This is a genomic window from Mycobacterium sp. 1081908.1 (assembly GCF_001673535.1).
In the GTDB taxonomy this organism is placed as follows: domain Bacteria; phylum Actinomycetota; class Actinomycetes; order Mycobacteriales; family Mycobacteriaceae; genus Mycobacterium.
Genome location: NZ_LZLY01000012.1, coordinates 1 through 4,482, shown reverse-complemented (window position 1 = coordinate 4,482; position 4,482 = coordinate 1). Strand labels below are relative to the sequence as shown.

Sequence of the window (4,482 nt, the reverse complement as noted above, 5' to 3'; positions counted from 1 at the left end):
TCGGCGACGCGCTGATCCTCACCGGCGGCGACGAACAGACGTCGGCACGGGTGGTGGTGCGGCCGTCGGGCACCGAACCGAAGCTGAAGTGCTACTTGGAGATTCGCTGCGCGCCGGCCGGCGACCTGCCGTCCGCCCGGGAGCGCGCCCGGGCGCTGCGCGACGCGCTGGTCTCCGAGGTGCGGGCCTGGTGAGCTAGCGCGGCCCGAATTGGCGGTCGCCGGCGTCGCCGAGGCCCGGCACGATGTAGGCGATCTCGTTGAGGCGGTCGTCGACGGCGACGGTGAAGAGCCGCGCGTCCGGGGCCGCCTTCCCAAGTGCCGCAATGCCTTCCGGCGCGGCCACCGCGCACAGCACGGTGATGCCCGACGCGCCGCGCCCGTGCAGCAGGCCGATCGTGTGGCACAGCGACCCGCCGGTGGCCAACATTGGATCGAGGACGATCACCGGCACGCCGGACAGGTCGTCGGGCAGCGACTCGAGATACCCCGTCGCGCAGTGGGTTTCCTCGTCGCGGGCCACCCCGACGAAGCCCACCCGCGCCTCCGGAAGCAGCTCGAGGGCGCGCTCGAGCATGCCCAGCCCCGCGCGCAGCACCGGCACCAGCAGGGGCGGGTGGGCCAGCCGCACCCCGAGCGTCTCGGCCAGCGGCGTGCGAATCGGGAAGGTTTCGCGGGCGGCGTCGCGCGTGGCCTCGTAAACCAGCATCGCGGTCAGCTCGCGCAGGCCGGCACGGAAGTCGGCGTTGTCGGTGCGTTCGTCGCGCAACGCCGTCAGCCGCGACAGGGCCAGCGGGTGATCAATGACGCGCACGTCCACGGGATTTGACCCTATATAACGATTGCGACTAGCAACGCCGACACGCTCGCGCGGCCGCCCCGCCGCGGGCGAATCCGCCCATATACTCCCCGCGTGCTGCGCACAATCAGAAGCCTGGCCGGCGCGGTCGCGCTGGCGGCGCTGGCGATCATCCCGTCGGCGCCCCGGGTGGCCCTGGCGGCGGCCGCGCTGCCGCAGCCCGCGCACGTGGTGATCGTGGTGGAAGAGAACCGCTCGGCGACCAACATCATCGGCAACCGGTCGGCGCCGTTCATCAACGCGCTGGCCGCGGGCGGCGCGAACATGGTGCAGTCGTTCGCCGAGACGCATCCCAGCGAGCCCAACTATTTGGCGCTGTTCGCCGGCAGCACCCTCGGGGTGACCAAGGACTCGTGCCCCGTCGACGGCGGCGCCACCCCCAACCTGGCCTCCGAACTGCTGGCCGCCGGTTACACCTTCGTCGGTTACGCCGAGGGCCTGCCCGCGCCCGGTTCGACGGTGTGCAGCGCCGGCAAGTACGCGCGAAAGCACGTGCCGTGGGCCAACTTCACCAACGTGCCGCCCGCGAACTCGCTGCCGTTCTCGGCCTTCCCGATGGGCAACTACGCCAACCTGCCGACCGTGTCGTTCGTCATCCCCAACAACGACGACAACATGCACGATGGCTCGATCGCGCAGGGCGACGCCTGGCTGAGCCGCGAGCTGTCGGGCTATGCCAACTGGGCGGTGGCCAACAACAGCCTGCTGATCCTCACGTGGGACGAGGACGACGGCGGCCCGCGCAACCAGATCCCGACGGTGATCTACGGCGGGCACGTGCGGGCCGGCAACTACAACGAGCAGATCAACCACTACAGCGTGCTTTCGACGCTGGAGCAGATGTACGGGCTGCCCAAGATCGGCTACGCGGCCGGAGCCGCGCCGATCGCGACCATCTGGGGCGCCTAGCCCGCTGGCCCGCTCCTCATCGGCCCGTCGCTATTGTGTGCCGCATGGCTGCTGACCTCGTGCCGATCCGCCTGAGCCTGTCCGCCGGTGACCGCTACACGGTGTGGGCGCCCCGCTGGCGCGACGCCGGCGACGAGTGGGAGGCGTTCCTGGGCAAGGACGAGGACCTGTACGCGTTCGAATCGGTCGCCGACCTGGTCGCGTTCGTGCGCTCGGGCGCCGACAACGACCTGGCGGACCACCCGGGCTGGCAGGACCTGACGTCGGCGCACGCGCACGACTTCGAGCCCGGCGAGGACCGGCGGTTCGATCTGGTCGTGGTCGAGGAACTGGTGTCGGAGAAGCCGACCGAGGAGTCGGTGAGCGCGCTGGCCGGGGCGCTGGCGATCGTGTCGTCGATCGGATCGGTGTGCGAGTTGGCGGCGGTGTCGAAGTTCTTCAACGGCAACCCCACCCTGGGCACGGTGGCCGGCGGCATCGACACCTTCACCGGCAAGGCGGGCCAGAAGCGCTGGAACGCGATCGCCGAGGTGATCGGCCGCAGCTGGGACGACGTGCTGTCCTCGATCGAGGAGATCATCAGCGCCCCCGAGGTCGACGAGAAGGCGTCGGAAAAGGCCGCCGAGGAGCTGGCCGAGGAGCGCGAAGAGCCCGAGGAAGAAGAGGCGGAGGCCGAAGAAGAAGCCGTCGAGGACACCGACGAGGAGGAGGCCGACGAAGACGACGAAGAGGCCGAGCCCGAGGAGGATGCCCGCGCGGCGGGCGACACCGTCGTGCTGGGCGGCGCCGAGGACTTCTGGGTCCAGGTCGGCATCGACCCGATCCGGATCATCACCAGCTCCGGCACGTTCTACACCCTGCGCTGCTACCTGGACGATCGCCCGATCTTCCTGGGCCGCAACGGCCGGATCAGCGTGTTCACCTCGGAGCGGGCGCTGGCCCGTTACCTCGCCGACGAGCACGACCACGACCTGGCCGACCTGAGCACCTACGACGACATCCGCACGGCCGCGACGGACGGCTCGCTGGCGGTGGACATCACCGACGAGAACATCTACGTGCTGAGCGGGCTGGCCGACGACTTCGCCGACGGGCCCGACGCCGTGGACCGCGACCAGCTCGACCTGGCCGTCGAGCTGCTCCGCGACATCGGCGACTACTCCGAGGAGAGCACCGTCGACAAGGCGCTGGACACCGGCCGGCCGCTGGGCAAGCTGGTGGGCCACGTGCTCGAGCCGGACACGGTTGCCAAGCCCACGCCGCCGTACGCCGCCGCCGTGCGCGAATGGGAGAAGCTCGAGCAATTCGTCGACGGCCGGCTCAGGCGGGAGTAGGCCAGGGACGGGGCCCGCTCGGCGCCGCGTTTGACGGGCCACCCAGACTGCTCTTTACTGGCGCAGGTGTCGCTTCCCGGCATCGGCCCGTTGCCCCTGTACGGATTCCAGCGCCCGGGCATGCTGCTGTTCGGTGTGATCCCGCTGGCGCTGCTCGCCGTCTATGTCGTGGTGCAGGCCCGGCGCCGCCAGCGGCTGCGCCGGTACACCGAGGCCGAGGTGCCCCAGTCGTGGTGGCGCCATGTGCCCATCGCGGTGTCGCTGCTGTCCCTGTTCCTGTTGACCATCGCCCTGGCCACCCCCACGCACGACATGCGCATCCCCCGCAATCGCGCCTGCGTCGTGCTGATCATCGACATGTCGAACTCGATGCGCGCGACCGATGTCGAACCCAACCGGCTCAAGGCGGCCGAGCAGGCGGCCGGCCAGTTCGCCAGCCAGCTGACCCCAGGCATCAACCTCGGGCTGGTCGGCTTCGCGGGGACGCCCTACCTGCTGGTGCCCCCCACCCCGCAGCACGAGGCGACCCTGGAGGCGCTGAAGAAGCTCGAGTTCGCCGACGGGACGGCGACGGGCGAAGGCATCTTCACCGCGCTGCAGGCGATCGCCACGGTCGGCTCGGTGCTGGGCGGCGGCGAAGGGCCGCCACCGGCGCGGATCGTCCTGGAATCCGACGGCGCCGAAAACGTGCCGCTGGACCCCAACGCCCCGCAGGGGGCGTTCACCGCCGCGCGGGCCGCCAAGGCCGAGGAGGTGCAGATCTCGACGATCTCCTTCGGCACGCCCTACGGCACCGTCGAGTACGAGGGCGCCACCATCCCGGTCCCCGTCGACGACCAGACGCTGCAGGAGATCACCAAGATCACCGACGGCCAGGCGTTCCACGCGGACAGCCTGGAATCGCTCGAGAGCGTCTATTCGACGCTGCAGCGCCAGATCGGCTATCAGACCGTCAAGGGCGACGCCAGCCTGGCCTGGATGCTGCTCGGCGCGGTGCTGCTGGCCGGCGCCGTGCTGGCCGGCGAGTTCCTGAACCGGCGGCTGCCCGCCTGATCGGTCAGGTCGGCAGGCGCCGGTTGATCAGCAGACCCAGCGCCGCGGCGATGAGCGCGACGACGACGCCCAGGCGCAGCCAGCCGGCGCTGCCCGGGCCGGGCACCGTGCGGAACCCGATGTCGTTCTCGATGGCGTTGTAGCTCTTGTTCAGCTCGCTGATGTTGGTGGCGGTGTAGGACTGCCCGCCCGAGAGCTGAGCGATCTTGCGCATCTGGTCCGTGGACACGGGCACGGCGACGCGCTGCCCGTCCATCTCGATCTCCCCGCCCTTGGTGCCGAACGAGATGGTCGCGATGGGCACGCCCTGGTCCTTGGCCAGGCGCGC

Annotated in this window: 4 protein-coding genes and 2 pseudogenes; 4 read left to right on the top strand and 2 right to left on the bottom strand. The window is 70.5% G+C overall.

Features of this window, described 5'->3' with window-relative positions; all coding sequences use genetic code 11:
• Positions 1-194 (top strand): annotated as a pseudogene (locus A5655_RS01680) (phospho-sugar mutase); the annotation flags it as partial.
• A 1-nt stretch (position 195) separates the two neighbouring features.
• On the opposite strand, the gene upp reads toward A5655_RS01680, so the two are convergent.
• Complete coding sequence (gene upp, locus A5655_RS01675) at positions 196-819, bottom strand: uracil phosphoribosyltransferase (protein ID WP_067004887.1); 624 nt, start codon at positions 817-819, stop codon at positions 196-198.
• Positions 820-924: 105 nt separating this feature from the next.
• Here upp and A5655_RS01670 point away from each other — a divergent pair, with 105 nt between their 5' ends.
• From A5655_RS01670 to A5655_RS01660, 3 genes are all read left to right on the top strand, one after another.
• On the top strand, positions 925-1,767 hold the full coding sequence (locus tag A5655_RS01670) for an alkaline phosphatase family protein (protein ID WP_067004889.1): 843 nt from the start codon (positions 925-927) through the stop codon (positions 1,765-1,767).
• Between the two features lie 44 nt (positions 1,768-1,811).
• Positions 1,812-3,101: a primosomal protein gene (locus A5655_RS01665; RefSeq protein ID WP_067004885.1), complete on the top strand. Its 1,290-nt coding sequence runs from the start codon at positions 1,812-1,814 to the stop codon at positions 3,099-3,101.
• A 66-nt stretch (positions 3,102-3,167) separates the two neighbouring features.
• Positions 3,168-4,154, top strand: coding sequence for a VWA domain-containing protein (locus A5655_RS01660; RefSeq protein ID WP_067004883.1), 987 nt, complete (start codon positions 3,168-3,170; stop codon positions 4,152-4,154).
• A 4-nt stretch (positions 4,155-4,158) separates the two neighbouring features.
• Here the strand turns inward: A5655_RS01660 and A5655_RS01655 are convergent.
• A pseudogene (locus tag A5655_RS01655) lies at positions 4,159-4,482 on the bottom strand (hypothetical protein); the annotation flags it as partial.